Consider the following 14,269-nt stretch of genomic DNA (forward strand, 5'->3'; position numbering starts at 1 on the left):
TCCCCACGCGGTCTACCACGATAACTTCGTCAACAGAGCGCTGTCTGTCGGTTTCTCCGCTTAACCGAACACGGATGGACCTACGGGCTAACACTCGGTTAAATCAGTCCTGAAAGTCGCCTGTATCGAAAAGCGCGCTTTAGTCTAAAGTTGGATGCAGATTAATAGGAGGAGCACTGAACAACTACCCATCAATGGCTGAGCAGAAGGAATCCGATGATCTGTCTGATTTCTTGGACAGGAAGGGAGCCGAAAAGGTATTATTCGAAATTGGGGCCGGTGCAAAACGCTACAATGAGATTGACGAGGCTGTCAGGCTTAGCACGAGAACGCTTGCTAAGCGCCTCGACGAAGGAATAGAACTCGGTCTCTGGAGAGTAGAAACGTTTGACGAACACCCGAGTGAAGTTGTACAAGAAGAGCGAGTATCCCACGGAAGCGGAGATCATGAATCATCTTGGGTTGATCGACGAGAAGATCGGAACCACTCAGGTAATGACCGGACTGCAAGTCGATATACGATAACAGACCGAGGTCGGCGAGTGATGCAGAGAATGCAGGAATTAGGACTTACAGATGCGATAGTTAAGGCTCGGACTTGGGAGACTGAAGTCGAAGAATTGACTGGAGACTTGGTTGACTGGGTCGAGAAAAATGAAATCTGACCAACTAAGAAGCGGCCACGAATAGATCTATACTGGCGATACGAAGGCGTTGACGTCGCTATTACCGTTCACCGAAGGCTTCGGTGAAAATCTGTTCTTGCTCGTCGTCAAGATTTAACCGGAACTGGTACTGGTTATCTGCCCAGTTCGCCTTGATGATCGACCGGCGGAACTCCTCTGAGTGCTTCCGAGTGAGTCCAGCTAAGAGACCCGACGTCGTGCCACTCCCATTCGTTGAGAGTCCGTACTCCTCTTCCATCCGGCGAAGAATTTCCTCATTGCGAACCCAGTCGTCTTCGCTCCACAAGATCCGAAGGAAGGAATCCTGCTTCGCTGTCAACCGCTCGAAGAAATCAGACGGAACGTGCCCAGCCACCTCTTCGGAATGATCGGCTTCAGGTTCTTCGGGTTCTGGGGGCGTGATTACCCACTCCTGTAGCGCAAATTCGACAAGCGCATTCTGCCGCTCTTGGATCGCCGCCCTGTCGAATTGCTCGTACTCAACCAGTTCGCGTTGGACGCGGAGCGCTGACGACGCGTAGTCCTTCTCTCGTCCCTCGCCGGCGTGCTTCTTCTCGTCGAACGGTAGATTCCCGTACGAGCTATTCCAGTACCGACTGGCAATCGTCAGATTCCCCAATCGATGCACGTAGTCGTCGAACTCGTCCTCCAGATCAGCGGGAATATGCGCGTCGTCAAGTTGCCGCGCTAAGATGTGCTCAACCGAGAATTCACTCGAGAGAATCTGTGCGAGATTCTTGAGCACCTCCTCGCCGATCTCCTGTTCCAGTTGTTGGCTGTAATAATAGAGGAGGTATTTGATATCCTGGCTGGAGTTCGTCTGGTAGAATTCCGGGTCCCGGAGATTCCGCTCAAACCGTTCATCCGACGTATACCGATTCGTAATCGCGTCCAGTCGAGACACAATGTCCTCGTAGTCCAGCGATGGCTTAGTATGAATATCGTGAGCGAGGCGAACTAACCGGCCACGACCTGTATCGGCCCGGCGGCTATCAATCGCGTACATCCGGAACACGAGCGTCTCACACGCATCAATGATCGCAGTCAGCTTCTCATCCTCATCACCGAATCGCAGATACGACGCCATGAGCACGGGCAAGATATTCGCTAACCGACCGAGTTCCAAAAGCCGGCGCAACGACGCTTCAACCTCCGCGGAATGCTTGTCCGGCTCGAAGATAGCCGCGAACGCCGATGCTGCCTCTCGTAGATCCTGCACGTAGCTGTCGATCTCCTCTTGTACCGCCTCGTAATCACCAGCCCGGTATTGCTCCCGGAGGCGCGTCTTCAGCGTCTCGAAGCTCTGGAAATACGTATCGGAGTCGTATCCGTCGTACATCCCCCAGTGGAAGCGCTGGAAGCTGTCTTCGTCGAAGTCGCCGACACGCTCGTGCCCGGTCGAGAGAATGAACAACTCCCGGTAGATACTCCCGAACCGTTGCTTAATTTTAGTCTCAAGCGCTCCCGTCTCGCTTGACCGGTCATCCATGTACATGAGGAAGCTCTTCGTTTTGTCGAGCGTAGAGAGTGGCTTCCCCCGGTCGTTCAGGCTCTCGAAAATCGACGCTGCCTCAGCTTCCGCATCAATTTCAACGACATTAACGCGAACATCATACCGCAGCCGTTCTACCAAGTCACGAACCGACGTCTCTTCCGGGAGGTCCGCAAACTCGCTCTCGAAGTACTCGTAGGCCGCCCGGAGACGATTCTGCGACGGTGTCTCCGTCTCGATATCCGCGCTCCCGAACAGACAGTCCCGGAAATACTCCGTATCTTGATCCTGCGGGAGTAGTCGCGGTCGCTCGGTCACCGGAAAGACGAGATTGTCCTCTGCCAGCGTCTCCTCGACGACATCATCGTATTCGGAGGCCACATAGAGGAACAGTAGCGCGGATGTCAGCCGTTGTTGCCCATCGACGACGTCGAAGACCTCGAATCGGCGACCACGGTCGGTACGAAATTGTCTGTCCTGACTATCGAGAATTACGTTTCCGAAGAAGTGCGTCGTGTCTTCGGGCAGATACAGTAAGTCCTCGAAGAGGTCTTGAAGTTGTGATTGTTCCCATGAATAGCTTCGTTGGTACCCTGGGATGTCGAAGAGGCCGTCCTTGAACAGCGAATCCAAGGAAACGGTTCGTGTTTCCATACCCCATAATCAAATTGGGCCCTGTTGGTTGTTTGGCTTGAGGGAGTCCAGTAGGGATGATTCACCCCCTACACTGTTGATTGATCGCGTACGTATCTCGCGTATGAGCAATGAGCTCGGGGAGCAACTAAACGACCTCGACGTCGGGGATGCCATCACGGCCATCGTTGATGACTATCGATACGAAGGGACTGTCATTGAGACCGCCCGCCAGAAGTGCGAACTGAATCAGGGCTTTATGGAATCCGGATACCTCGCAGTCTATTTAGAACTCACCACCGCGACGATCGAGCAATACGACCTTTCAACTAATCACATCGTGATTAGCGCCGAGGAAGCCGTTCCTCGGTCTTGGGATCAGCCAGTAGCATCAGCACATAATCGAACAAATGAAGAGACAACAGCTCGACTGGGAGAGGTCACGACAATCGAGACTGGTGACAATAGCAACGACTCTGGGTGAGATACTCAAAATTACAGTCTCTAAGTAGAGAACAGGATTTTCGGAGGCCCATTCTCTCCAAACAGGTCACTCCTCCTCGAGCGCATATTCGTGGCCCGGCTTAGCGATCGTGAATACCCACACGATGAACAACGCGACGAGGAATCCAGGGAAGAAGCCCGCGAGATGCCCGACCATCGTACCAACATTCGTTCCAGGGAATAGACTGACGAGAGCGGTCCCGAACGTCAGGAGCGCGAACAGACTGGTGACAACGTACTCGCGTCGCTCCAGTGAGTCAACTGCGGGCGTCCGATAGAGGTGAATCCCGATGAGGGCAACCCCGACGGCGCCCAACATCCCGATGAGTATCGTGCTGAGGTCAGTTCCGAAGAGCTGGTTGATCGCCCAAGCGATGCTGCCTGCGTAGAGCAGGAGCGCGGTAATGAACGGCCATCGGAATTCGCTCACGCGGGTACAGTACGTCGTGAGTGCGAGTGGGAGATAGGCCGCCATCGCAGCGATCGGCTCACTGAAGCCGACGGCCTCGTAGCTGTGGAAGAGGGGTTGATGAATCAGGACGAATTGGAGGAACAGGTGACTGAACAACGGTACGACTAGGAGACTGAGGAGGAATATGCCGATATAGTGGGCTCGATAGCCGGCGGCAGTAAGGAGCAGGTATTCGAGACCGCCGATGAGGAAGAACCCGGCGAGATTGCTTCCGAGATGCTGCCAGGATCGGTGCGAGAGGTTCGACGTGTAAATCCCCCACAGGCCAGGGTTGGCGATGTCGTATTCGAACGTCGCGGGGTCCGTCGTGACAAAGATGATCGTCAGTATGAGCGCGGGTGCGACGAAGAGGAGGAGTATGTCTCTGCCGAACGATGGACTCCGGGAGGCGGCGATTTGTGGGAGCCGGAGTAATCGAACGGGTGCTGTACTGTCTGTCTGAGTCACTGTAGCTGAGTCGGACATCCAGGTGGATGAAGCGCAGGGAGTGAATTATAGGGTTGCGCGACTGTCGTTATGACGACAGGGACGATTCGGACGTCGCTACGCCGACATCAGGTATGTCTGACTTAGAATCCGACACGTCGTCACGACGACATTCGCCGAGTCCGTACCAGAAGGAGCAGGATCCGGCGATCATCGAAGTGTTCTCGGAGGCTGACCAGCCAGTCCTGACGACCAAGGAAATTGCCGACGAACTCGAGCACATCGGACTGAAGCAGACGCGGCGGCGACTGTACGACCTCGTTGATGAGGATATTCTGGAGACCCGGAAACCATCTCGGGACCGGATTTGGTGGCTGGTCGCCGAGGTCGAAGAGCCACTCACCGTTCGCTATCCATTATTTCGGCACGTCCGAAATCGGTTCGAGATCCTCATCACTGTTCTCGGTGCGGGATTCGGACTGGTTGGCGCGTTCGCCGTGATGCTCTTTCTCGGTCTCGACGCCCACGGAATGCAACCACCTCTTATCGCAAGGCAAGACATCCTCGTCGTTGGCCTCTATTCGATCGCATTGGGGGTCTCAGGGATGGTCGGCGGGATTATCGCAACTCTCATCTTGTTCATCGGCCAGCGGTACATGGCTGACTATCTACCGGACTGGCCCGGGTAAATCGTGTTCTCGAGGACCGGCAACGATGTGGTCTTCGTTATCACCGAGCCGTTTATTTTCGGTATGGCACGTCGCTGGTGAGGAGCGCGTCGATGTCGCAGTCGAGCCAATAGGCAGTCACGTGAGGAACGATGAGAAACACGAAGATTGCATCCGCTCCGATGATGGTGACGAGAGCGACGGGACTGTGGAGGCCGCCCCATCTGATCGATCCGTAGGTGACGAGTAAGGCGACGAGAGTACCGGCCACTAATGCGATATCGAAGGTTTCGACAGCCGCCGGAGACGGAGCAGTATCAACCTCCTCAGTGCTCCCGGAGGAGGGCTTCGTCGTCATAGTAACTCGGTCACGCAATTCCGAAGCTGACGCGTTGGAAGTCAGCGGTTTTCAGTTCCGATTGGCTCTTCCCTGCTTTGATCAAGGCGATCTAGTTCCCGTCAACGAAATGTTTCGCAACTGCTTCCTCGAGATGCGTCGGGGAGATGGCGGCTGCGCCTTGTTCGACCGCGTTCCGAGCGGCTTCGTCTACGATCGTCGTGAGTGCGGCTGCGGACGCCCCCTCAATTTCCTCTGCAAGTCGTGACAGTTCCGCCTCCGAGACGTGAACCGGACGCTCCTCAAGTTGCTGTTCGAGGATTGCGACTCTGGTCGGTTTGTTCGGGAGGGTGAACCGGAATTTGCGGTCGATCCGACCGTTGCGAACGGCTGCCGGATCAAGGTCATCAGGGCGGTTCGTGGTGCCGATGAACAGCGTATTGTTCTCGTGGCAGCGCTCGAGATACGCGAGCAACTCGGTGACGACCTTGTCGTCTTCCTGATGATTGTTGTCGCCACCGCGCCGCGGAACGAGCGTATCGAGCTCATCCGCGATAATCACCGCGTGACCGTGCTTCTCTCCGATTGTCGCTGCTTCGCGGAAGAGCCGCTGGACGTTATCCGTGCTCTCGTTGACCCAGCGGGACTTGAGGCGGCCAGCCGTCATCATAACGTACGGATAGCCGAGTTCACCCGCGAGGGCGACCGCTGAGTACGTCTTCCCGGTGCCCGGTGGGCCGGCGAACAGCAGATTCGGGACATCGACGCCAAACTGATCGTACTGCTCACGTTTCGGTCCAAGAGGACGGACGATTGAACGTCTGAGTTCGTCTTTGAGAGCACCCATCCCGCCGACATCGTCGAGCGTTCGCTCCGGTGCCGGCTGCCAGGGGAAGGACAGTTCGACGTCTGTCCCCGACAGGTTCTCGTCGGCCTTACCGACGCTAGTCGATTCATCTTCAGAGGTGGAGAACAGCGGTGAGCTCATGGTTAGACTGGGTAGATACCGCGGATCTTGACCTCCGGGCTGGCTCCGTGCGCTTGGAGGGTGTCGGCGACGTCGTCCTGGTGCCGGACCTCGGCGACGAGTTTCGTGATTCGCTCGACGCGCATCGGGACGTTGTACCGCCGGCGCAGGCGCTCAGCATACTCAGGGTCGCCCTCCTCGAGGCCGGGGTCGTGGACGGCGCGGTCTCGGAGCGCGAGGCGGATGACCGCAAGATCGCGGAAATCCGCTAGGCCGAGTTCTTTCGCTCGCCAGTCCTGTTGGTTGGCCTGGTCTCTGTCGTCGTCGCCATGCAGGAAGTCGTGGCAGTCGTGACAGACGCTCGTTCCGACGTCGGTCTCGTACTCCCAGTGGTGGTAGCCGAGATAGTCCTCGTCCAGTTGCGACACCGGGCGGTCACACAGCGGGCACGTGACCTCCCAGTCCCAGCCCCATGCCTCGGCGAGGGCCTGCGCTTCGTCACTGAATTCCCGCGTGTGCGGCAGCGTATCATCAACGACTCCGACGCGTAGCTGCTGCTCCCAATACGACTGGACGACCTCCCGAAGTTCGTCAGTCGGTGCCGCCGTTTTCCGAATCCCCGGAACGACGACAACTGACCAGCGACGAAGCGTCACCCGACAGTTGTCGCAGTCCGACTCGAACCGGACGAACGGCTCCGGGAGTCCTTCGTAGTACCGCTCAATAGACTCGCCGCATCCCGGACAGAGAACAGCACAATCACCGTCTTTGAAGCGCCCCTGTTCAATTGCGTCTTCGAGAACGATTCCGATATCAGATGTTCGGCTCGATGACGCTGGATCCCGATGCGTCTGTGACTTTGGTCCGTTGGATTCAAACGGACGCGAAGCGTGTTTGCTCATGGGTTTCTTGGTTGGTCCTGAGAAACCCAGTCCGGGTGTACCAGCACCCGGGCGTTTCCGAACGCCCCGTGGACCGGATTTCTCGGATGAGTCTAGTGGTTGAACTAGTATAAACGCAGGGAGTTTCGGCTTTCAGGAGTAGCGTGCGTTCTCAAAGCCATGCTCCTCCGATGCCGCGATCTTCAACTCGCTGGTGCCCCCCGCGATTTCCTGAGAGTGAAAATGATGGGACACCTCCCAGTGTTTCCTGAGAGAGGAACTAATAGCCACTCTACCTTCTGAAATCGAAACTAGCGGACCAACCATCGTTTCCTGAGAACCTGGCAGAACCCCCCGCTGTTTCCTGAGAGTACTCCCGCAACCCGTCACTCCTCACTCGGCGTCCTGAATCGTGCGATCGAGCTGTATCAGTGTCCGTTCCGGAACCCACTGACGGAACTCGACCGAACTCTCGTCGAAGTCAATTCGGACGCTCGGATCGGTGGGGATCATATCGGCGGTTCGGAAGTCAATTCGCGCTTGTGCAGTACTCCGATCTGTATCACTCCTGGAGAGCAGGTCGTCAACCACGTCGTCCCCGCGTACGTCTGCACGTCCCGAATCACCCCGTTCCTCGCCGGTGACGTCGATACGTTCTGTTCCGGCCCCGACGGATGTCACCGAGAGAGACAGCTGTTCATATGCCGCGACGGCGGCGTCCTCAAACCGCCCCCGAAATCCGTCGTCGCGGAGCGAGACGGAAGTCCACTCGGACAGGTCGGGGTGATCCCGGAGGGCCTGGACAGTTCCCGCGGCCAGGTCACCGTCGTCTGCCCGGACCGCGAGCAGATCCGTTCCCAGGTCGAAGGTGGCGACAGTCGTGACGCGTGCGTCCTCCGACACGGAGAGCTGTGCCTGCGTTCCGTCCTCCGGGATGCTACAGACGACGTACACGCGGTCGTGCAACTCTTCGACCGCGCGAACCTGGCCGCCGAACCCCCGGGAGTCAATGAGGTCGTCGAGTTCGGACGGAGAAACGTCTGTCAGCCCGGATAGCCGGAAGTAGTGAACCGTTTGTGGGGCGGCGTAGCGAGCCTGCGCGGCCGCTTGGCGGAGTTCGACCTGGGAGAGTTCGTTGAGGAACTGCTCGGCGTCATCATCGTCGTCGAGTTCAGCTGCGATGTCCGCCGCAGCTAGCGTCCGCCGGAGCGCAGCGCGAGAAGGAAGTTCCAACAGCAGTTCTAACGGCGTCACGTCGTCTGCTGGAGGAGCAACTGGAAAGGGCATATCTGGTATCTCTTCCCCACTGCACCTTATCGTTCTGATTTGGCTAGAACTGGTGTCTGTCACGGTCGGACACCTGATATAGAGGCCCGTTTCACGTCAGAACTACCCGATGACCGGCAGGAAACCGGGACGGAGGAATATTTCTGGGACGGATACCTAACCCCTCGCAATGCATCAGGACGAGATCGAGGTCTCTCTTACATCCTCCGAGCCCGCTGTAGATTATGATGCGGAGGTCTCCCTCCGGATTACGGCGTATTTTCGGGATGACGGGACTTTCGACGGGAACACGTTGGTCTTCCACTGCGACCCGATCGGCACGAACTACCGAACTTCGTTTCTCAAGATCACGTTCGACGACTGGTCGAAAGTGGTCGGCATACGCGACTTTCTCGCGGAGTGCTTCGCCGACGACATCACGAGCAGACGGACGCTGTCCGTGGAAGTCGAGGACGGCGTCTCCTCGATTACCCCGTTCAATGAACCGCCTAACGAACGGACCGGTCTGGAAGAGATCACTATCCAAGTGGAGAATGACCGAATCGAGTTCTACCGATCTGGGTCCGTATACCCATACATATTCACCTACGAAGAGAAGATCGACGGGGTACCTCAGGACCGGAACAACGCCGAGAAGCTCCTGAACTTCTTCGACGAGATCATCTCCCTTCACCCCGATTTCGACCTGGAGGGTGACGACTTGGAGAACCCGGAGGTCGGACCGCTGTTCAACCAGTACCGAGTGGAGAGTCTCCTCACCGAGTTAGTCTCTACCGACGACGACCTCTACAGTGACTATCAAAAGGCGGTCCGTGAGTTCGAAGACGGAGAGTACGCGGACTCGATTCGGGATCTCGGGCGAGCCGCGGAGATTCTGGTTGAAGTCATCTGCCTGGACGTTTATGACGAAGATAACTTGCCGGACAAGGTGGCGCGGAGATTGAATAAGCTGGACAAGAGCACGGACGGTCTTCCCTCGTTCATCGGCAAGACCATCTCGCCGCTATGGTGGCTGCGTAACAAGGTCGCCCACGCCAATACGTACGAACCCACCGAAGAAGACGCTCTCTACGCATTGCTTTGTTTCCAGATGGCGGTCGAAAAGCTGATTGACGAACACATCGACAACTGAGTCCGCTCAGCAGGCTTCTCGCGTACCACTTGAGTCCAACACGTAACGGTTACTCCAACGCGATGACCCGGTGTTCCGCATTTTTATATGGCTCGTCTGGATAGAGAGAAACAGCTAATGTCTCAACAGGAACAGAGTGACCGGGAAGAAGGCCGTCCTGATCTTCCTATCGAACGTGGTTTTCCGATTGAGCGCGTGAACGAGATCGCCGAGAAAGAGGGGCGGGCGAAGCAATGGTATCGCCCGACCTATACAATGCACAAATGGTGGGCACGCCGACCTGGCTGTCTCTTCCGCGCGATCTCTCTGTACTCTCTTCTGGACGAAAACACGACTGCGGACGAGGTTGAGGTATACGAACCGGGTGAGAATCAGCAACTCGGAGATAATGGATTGGACAAGGACGACCTCATTGAGGCTATTAATGACGTCGATATGGACGACCCAGAGCCGTTGTGGGACTTCTATTCAAAAGATGTCCGAATTAAGAATAAGAAAATTCTGGATCCGTTTATGGGGGGTGGAACCTCGCTAGGCGAGGCATCCCGTTTCGGCGTAGATTCAGTCGGTATTGACCTCAACCCTGTTGCGTGGTTCATTACTAAGAAGGAACTTGAAGCGGGCGAAACTGATGTCAAAGAACTTGAATCGGCATTTAAGCAGGTCAAACAAAACGTAGCTGACGAGATTCTTGATTATTACAGAACATCCTGTCCTGATGGCGAACATGATGCTGAGGTGATGTACAACTTTTGGGTAAAAGAGATAGACTGTCGTTCATGTGGAACTACCATCCCGCTGCACCAAGACTTCCGTATCGGAAAAGGAAGGTATGAAAACGATGGCAAATACAATGTCTTCTGCCCTGACTGTGAGTCTGTCATTCTAGTTGACGATTGGCGCGAAGAATGTTCATGTAAAGAATGTGGTTACGAGTTTGTACCAGAACAGGGCAATGTTGACTATGGCGATTATATATGTACGGAATGTGGGCAAAAATATTCAATAACTGACCAGATTCAAGAGGGAGATGAATACGATCGTCGTCTATACGCATTAGAATACTACTGCTCCCACTGTGACGAACAAGGAGCCTCGCGGGCAACAGTCAAGGGTTATAAATCGGTCACTGACGCTGATAAAGAACGGTACCAAATGGCAGCAGAGGAATGGGAGTCCTCTGAATCACTTCATGAACTCGTACCCGATAAACCGATTCGGCCTGGTTGGAAGACGGACGCGACTCAATTTGAGGGAACTATGCCGGGGAACGGTAATCTCCCACGTCATGGGATCAAGAAATGGACAGATATGTTTAATGATAGACAGCTTCTGTCCTTAGCCAAGATATTACAAGAGATTGACGATATAGAGGATCAGAATATCCGGGAATATTTACTCTTGACCCTCTCGGGAACCCTCCGAACAAATACCATGATGGTGGGATACGACTATTCCCGCAACGGCATTGTGAACCTCTTTAAATCGAACTCATTCGACCCACCACGCGTTCCATGCGAAGGGAACGTGTGGGGAACGAAATTTGGGCGAGGTACGTTCGAATCTATTTGGGATATGGTGAAGCGAGGTGTAGAATATGCAAATTCGCCAACAGAGCGATTCGTCAGAGATGGTGAGACGTATGAAACCGAGAAATTCAGCCAGCCAGTCGGACAAAACACGACTGTACATCAAGGAGATATGCGGCTTATGGAGGCTGAAGACGAATATGACGCAGTAATAACTGATCCACCATACTACAATAACATACTTTATTCTGAACTATCAGATTTCTTTTACGTATGGTTAAAGCCAATGCTGGAAGACGAATATGACTGCTTCGAAACAGACCACACACCCCGTGCCGAAAGTATCGTAGTCAATCCTGCTTCAAAAAAAGGCAGCGAAGAATTTGAATCGGAACTCAAACAGGCGTTTGCGCGTGTCAATACGGCACTAAAAGAGAATGGGACGGTGACCTTCACGTATCATCATAGTAACTCTGAATCGTGGGGAGAATTGCTTGAATCCCTTTGTGAAACAGGATTCGAGGTCACGGCGACGTACCCTATCAATTCTGACCTGAACAAATTCATGAAGGGTGAGGCAGTCGCGTTCGATATAGTCATCGTTGCCCGACCGACAGAGGTTCGACGACCGATCTCTTGGGACTCGCTCCGTCGCCGCATCGTGCGAACGGCCAGAGAAACCCGCGAAACGCTCGAAGAGAATCGGGAACTCGCAGGCGGAGACATCGGTGTCATTGAGATGGGGAAGTGCTTCCAGGAGTACTCCAAGCACCACGGCGAGGTTCACCGGGCCGGCGAGGTGATGTCGGCAAAGGATGTCGTCGATGAGATCTATGGCATCATCCAAGACAATGACCGCGGCGAGCAGGACGTCTATCGAGACCTACTCGAAGAGTCGAACCCAACGTACAACGACCTGAACAAGCACCTCAAGCGGTCAGACGCGTCGGAGGAACAGATGAAGGACATGCGGCTGTTCCGCACTGAGGGTGGCGACTTCGTCCTGTGCCAGTGGGATGACGAGACGCGGCAGGCGTACGTCCAGAGCAAGGTCGAAGAGGACAACGGCGACCTCACGACGCTCGACAAGGCGCACTTCCTCCGGTACCGCTTCGAGCAGGGGAAGTCCACCAGCGAATATCTCGAAGAGTGGGACATGGACGAACTCCGCGAACTCTGTGAGGGACTGGCCGAAGTGACTGGCGACGAGACGTACTTGAAGATGATCGGCGTCGATACCTCGCTGGCGGAATTTGGAGAGAAATAGCGCTTCGAAAGATCCCTATTGCCGCATAATCGTGTCCTGAAGGGACCCGGGTCGCGCCCCTGACATTCGTTCATACATCTCGACGGCCTGTGTCTCGGTCATGTTCGAGATCATGTCGGCTACGATGCGAGCCCGTGCAGGATCGTCGTCCTCGTCGGTGTTGCTCAACCGTTCACGATACGGTTCCAGTATCGCGGACGTATCGACCGAGTTCGGGGCCGCTTCGTCGTACAGCAGTTCAAACAGCTCGCCGATGACCTGAATTTGTCCTCTCTGCTGTCCTCGGAGAGTCGGATTACTGATGACGTAGTAGAAGGTCAACTGTTTTAGAATCTCGATTTCCTGTCGCAGCTCGGGGTCCACGTCCAGTGTCGGATTACCATCACTGTCGTGCTCTCCGAGTTCGACGTATTCTCTGTCGTCGGGATCATCTTCGGTCGCCTCGAGATACCAACTGATCATGGACGACGAGAACTCGTTCAGGAGGTTGCGTTCTGACTGGGTTCCCTCGTATGGCGTATAGAACTCTTCGACGACCGTCGCAAAGTCGCGGAGTTCTACGAAGAAGGAGAGGACGTCCTCGATCGACGCATCGATGTCGGTGTCGTCGTCGATGTACTGGCCGAAATCGTGGATTTTCATATCGTACGACTCGGCATATGATCGGAGCAAGTCGGTATGCTGCTCGATATCGTCGTCTTCACCAAAGTCGTCCGGGAGCTGATTGCGGAGTTCTCCCGCTTCTCGCAGCAATTGGTCGAAGGGCAGCAGTCCACTTCGGTAGAAATCCTCGACGTCATGAATCGCATACGTCAGGTCGTCCGCGTAGTCCATTATCTCGGCCTCAAGGACCTTGTTCCGGCCGTCGGCGGTCCCAGCTCGCGCAAACTCGAAGTACCCCTCTTCCGACGGATAGTATCCCCACTTGTCGTCTGTGTCTTCGTCCGTATTGGCGTCCGCCGCCCTCGACCAGGGATACTTCTGGATGGCGTTGAGGGTCGCCCTGGTCAGATCAATACCTTCGACACCCGAGCGATGTGATCCCAAGCGGGTCACGGCACGGAATGACTGTGCATTCCCCTCGAACCCCTGCGTCTCAGATTCATCCTGTTCCCCACTGGCGCGGTCTCCGTTGGTCCCCTCCTCTTCATCTCTTCCGTTATGATCTGTGTCTTCGCAGTTGTCCCCTTCTTCGTCTTCACCCGATTTTTCCCGTACTTTGTCGTCGAGGAGTTCTTCGATTTCGTGACCAAACGGGGGATGGCCGATATCGTGGGCTAAACACGCTGTTTCGACGATATCTGGGTCAAGAGCTGTCTCGACGACACCAGAGCTAGGATGCTTCTCGATGTTCTCGAATTCGTCTTCATAGAAGTCCGCGAGCAGTTCTGCGAGCCTTCGTCCGACCTGTGCGACCTTCAGGGAATGGGTTAATCGGTCGTGATAAAGGTACGACTCGCCCGCGCGAGCGACCTGCGTGACGTCCTTGAGCCGACGGAACTCTCGACTGTATAGGATCCGGTCCCTGTCTCGCTCGAAGGGACGCCTCTGATCTTCCGTATCACGGTCTACACTCTTTTCCGACTCTTTTTCTGGGTCGTACCCGGAACTCAAATCCTGATCGAGATCTGATGGGCGGCGATCACGAGGAAAGTCCGCTGTCATCTAAAACGATGCTATGCGGTCGCAGAAACGTCACTTGCGAGCTTATATTTGAAACCAGGAGTAGTCGAGATCATCCCCTCATCGATCATCGTCCGGAGAACCTGCTTCGCTTCTCTCCGGTCCTCAACGGAAGTTTCGTTGAGCAGATAGTCGATGCTCACAGCCTCGCTTCGATCAGAGAGCTTCTCGATGAATTCCGATCTAAGGTCTTCCTGTGAGATCTCTCTTTCTCTGGCACTCATCACATGCAGATTTCTGCCCGGCTATACTTATAATCTGCTACTATCCGGATCCTCAATCACTCTGTTACATCGGGATCGGCA

Annotated in this window: 13 protein-coding genes; 5 read left to right on the top strand and 8 right to left on the bottom strand. The window is 55.1% G+C overall.

Features of this window, described 5'->3' with window-relative positions; translation table 11 throughout:
* The first annotated feature begins 194 nt into the window (after window positions 1–194).
* Window positions 195–665 carry a hypothetical protein gene (locus ACQUQ0_RS11300; protein ID WP_435185114.1) on the top strand — a complete coding sequence of 157 codons (471 nt, stop codon included), beginning with the start codon at window positions 195–197 and terminating at the stop codon, window positions 663–665.
* A gap of 61 nt (window positions 666–726) precedes the next feature.
* On the opposite strand, the gene ACQUQ0_RS11305 is transcribed toward ACQUQ0_RS11300, so the two are convergent.
* On the bottom strand, window positions 727–2,832 hold the full coding sequence (locus tag ACQUQ0_RS11305; RefSeq protein ID WP_435185115.1) for a DUF262 domain-containing protein: 2,106 nt from the start codon (window positions 2,830–2,832) through the stop codon (window positions 727–729).
* Between the two features lie 103 nt (window positions 2,833–2,935).
* Here ACQUQ0_RS11305 and ACQUQ0_RS11310 point away from each other — a divergent pair, with 103 nt between their 5' ends.
* On the top strand, window positions 2,936–3,295 hold the full coding sequence (locus ACQUQ0_RS11310) for a hypothetical protein (RefSeq protein ID WP_435185116.1): 360 nt from the start codon (window positions 2,936–2,938) through the stop codon (window positions 3,293–3,295).
* Between the two features lie 66 nt (window positions 3,296–3,361).
* Here ACQUQ0_RS11310 and ACQUQ0_RS11315 read toward each other — a convergent pair whose 3' ends face one another.
* Entirely contained in the window at window positions 3,362–4,234 is an 873-nt protein-coding gene (locus tag ACQUQ0_RS11315; RefSeq protein WP_435185117.1) for a hypothetical protein, read from the bottom strand.
* A gap of 113 nt (window positions 4,235–4,347) precedes the next feature.
* On the opposite strand from ACQUQ0_RS11315, the gene ACQUQ0_RS11320 reads away from it, so the two are divergent.
* The gene (locus ACQUQ0_RS11320; protein ID WP_435185118.1) at window positions 4,348–4,902 is read left to right on the top strand and encodes a hypothetical protein; all 555 of its coding nucleotides are present in this window, start codon (window positions 4,348–4,350) and stop codon (window positions 4,900–4,902) included.
* 52 nt (window positions 4,903–4,954) lie between these two features.
* On the opposite strand, the gene ACQUQ0_RS11325 is transcribed toward ACQUQ0_RS11320, so the two are convergent.
* The 4 genes from ACQUQ0_RS11325 to ACQUQ0_RS11340 form a co-directional block, all read right to left on the bottom strand.
* Window positions 4,955–5,239 carry a hypothetical protein gene (locus ACQUQ0_RS11325; protein ID WP_435185119.1) on the bottom strand — a complete coding sequence of 95 codons (285 nt, stop codon included), beginning with the start codon at window positions 5,237–5,239 and terminating at the stop codon, window positions 4,955–4,957.
* 91 nt (window positions 5,240–5,330) lie between these two features.
* Window positions 5,331–6,206, bottom strand: a complete 876-nt coding sequence (locus ACQUQ0_RS11330) for an AAA family ATPase (RefSeq protein ID WP_435185120.1) — start codon at window positions 6,204–6,206, stop codon at window positions 5,331–5,333.
* A 2-nt stretch (window positions 6,207–6,208) separates the two neighbouring features.
* Window positions 6,209–6,841: a hypothetical protein gene (locus ACQUQ0_RS11335; RefSeq protein WP_435185121.1), complete on the bottom strand. Its 633-nt coding sequence runs from the start codon at window positions 6,839–6,841 to the stop codon at window positions 6,209–6,211.
* A 618-nt stretch (window positions 6,842–7,459) separates the two neighbouring features.
* Window positions 7,460–8,416: a hypothetical protein gene (locus ACQUQ0_RS11340; protein WP_435185122.1), complete on the bottom strand. Its 957-nt coding sequence runs from the start codon at window positions 8,414–8,416 to the stop codon at window positions 7,460–7,462.
* Between the two features lie 106 nt (window positions 8,417–8,522).
* On the opposite strand from ACQUQ0_RS11340, the gene ACQUQ0_RS11345 reads away from it, so the two are divergent.
* Both ACQUQ0_RS11345 and ACQUQ0_RS11350 read left to right on the top strand, forming a co-directional pair.
* Window positions 8,523–9,485, top strand: coding sequence for a hypothetical protein (locus tag ACQUQ0_RS11345; protein WP_435185123.1), 963 nt, complete (start codon window positions 8,523–8,525; stop codon window positions 9,483–9,485).
* Between the two features lie 117 nt (window positions 9,486–9,602).
* Window positions 9,603–12,281: a DUF1156 domain-containing protein gene (locus ACQUQ0_RS11350; RefSeq protein WP_435185124.1), complete on the top strand. Its 2,679-nt coding sequence runs from the start codon at window positions 9,603–9,605 to the stop codon at window positions 12,279–12,281.
* A gap of 15 nt (window positions 12,282–12,296) precedes the next feature.
* Here the strand turns inward: ACQUQ0_RS11350 and ACQUQ0_RS11355 are convergent, their stop codons facing one another.
* Complete coding sequence (locus tag ACQUQ0_RS11355; RefSeq protein WP_435185125.1) at window positions 12,297–13,946, bottom strand: deoxyguanosinetriphosphate triphosphohydrolase family protein; 1,650 nt, start codon at window positions 13,944–13,946, stop codon at window positions 12,297–12,299.
* Between the two features lie 11 nt (window positions 13,947–13,957).
* Window positions 13,958–14,188 carry a hypothetical protein gene (locus ACQUQ0_RS11360; protein WP_435185126.1) on the bottom strand — a complete coding sequence of 77 codons (231 nt, stop codon included), beginning with the start codon at window positions 14,186–14,188 and terminating at the stop codon, window positions 13,958–13,960.
* Between the last annotated feature and the right edge of the window lie 81 nt (window positions 14,189–14,269).

Source organism: Halobellus sp. EA9 (assembly GCF_051195055.1).
GTDB classification, from domain to species: Archaea; Halobacteriota; Halobacteria; order Halobacteriales; family Haloferacaceae; genus Haloquadratum; species Haloquadratum rubicundus.

What these genes read in the sequence shown, in the direction of transcription:
- ACQUQ0_RS11320 (WP_435185118.1), top strand. Translation starts at nt 4,348, where the DNA reads ATGTCTGACTTAGAATCCGACACGTCGTCACGACGACATTCGCCGAGT.
- ACQUQ0_RS11310 (WP_435185116.1), top strand. Translation starts at nt 2,936, where the DNA reads ATGAGCAATGAGCTCGGGGAGCAACTAAACGACCTCGACGTCGGGGAT.
- ACQUQ0_RS11355 (WP_435185125.1), bottom strand. Translation starts at nt 13,946, where the DNA reads ATGACAGCGGACTTTCCTCGTGATCGCCGCCCATCAGATCTCGATCAG.
- ACQUQ0_RS11350 (WP_435185124.1), top strand. Translation starts at nt 9,603, where the DNA reads ATGTCTCAACAGGAACAGAGTGACCGGGAAGAAGGCCGTCCTGATCTT.
- ACQUQ0_RS11325 (WP_435185119.1), bottom strand. Translation starts at nt 5,239, where the DNA reads ATGACGACGAAGCCCTCCTCCGGGAGCACTGAGGAGGTTGATACTGCT.
- ACQUQ0_RS11360 (WP_435185126.1), bottom strand. Translation starts at nt 14,188, where the DNA reads ATGAGTGCCAGAGAAAGAGAGATCTCACAGGAAGACCTTAGATCGGAA.
- ACQUQ0_RS11305 (WP_435185115.1), bottom strand. Translation starts at nt 2,832, where the DNA reads ATGGAAACACGAACCGTTTCCTTGGATTCGCTGTTCAAGGACGGCCTC.
- ACQUQ0_RS11300 (WP_435185114.1), top strand. Translation starts at nt 195, where the DNA reads ATGGCTGAGCAGAAGGAATCCGATGATCTGTCTGATTTCTTGGACAGG.
- ACQUQ0_RS11330 (WP_435185120.1), bottom strand. Translation starts at nt 6,206, where the DNA reads ATGAGCTCACCGCTGTTCTCCACCTCTGAAGATGAATCGACTAGCGTC.
- ACQUQ0_RS11345 (WP_435185123.1), top strand. Translation starts at nt 8,523, where the DNA reads ATGCATCAGGACGAGATCGAGGTCTCTCTTACATCCTCCGAGCCCGCT.